The following is a 410-nucleotide window of genomic DNA, read 5'->3' as shown; positions in this document are numbered from 1 at the left end:
CCTGAATGGAGTGCAACCGTTCAGGCTGTCTCTGGCCTCACTGTTGATATGGTTCATAAGTACGCAGGCGTCTCTCTGCTTATAATTATCCAGACTCTGGCCTTTGGGAATCACATACCGGATGTATTCATGGTTTTACGGAGAACGGGGGTTGTCACACTCACTTAGCATTCTTTCACGGGGCTTCGTGTGCCCGCTGCTTTGGACTTGAAACCGTGAACGGTATCCGGGGATGCTCCGGGCGGCCGGGTTCTTTTGTATCTCCCTGGGAGCGCGGAGGGCTTGCGCTGGAATACGCTAAGTGAAATCGGAAAGCCGGATTCAGGAACCGAGCCTATTCACCAGGAACACCTGACGTGTTCCCGGTTCAGAGGCTCTTGCCCGTCGGACGTGAAGTCCGCCGTGCATCC

1 pseudogene is annotated in these 410 nt (G+C 54.9%); it reads right to left on the bottom strand.

Annotated features, from left to right (window positions below):
* Positions 1-135 (bottom strand): annotated as a pseudogene (locus KTH89_RS25305) (IS30 family transposase); the annotation flags it as partial.
* Positions 136-410: the final 275 nt, after the last annotated feature.

Source organism: Diplocloster agilis, assembly GCF_019042275.1.
Classification (GTDB): domain Bacteria; phylum Bacillota; class Clostridia; order Lachnospirales; family Lachnospiraceae; genus Diplocloster; species Diplocloster agilis.
Note: the sequence above shows the minus strand (reverse complement) of the source record. Positions and strands in the feature narration are given on the sequence as shown.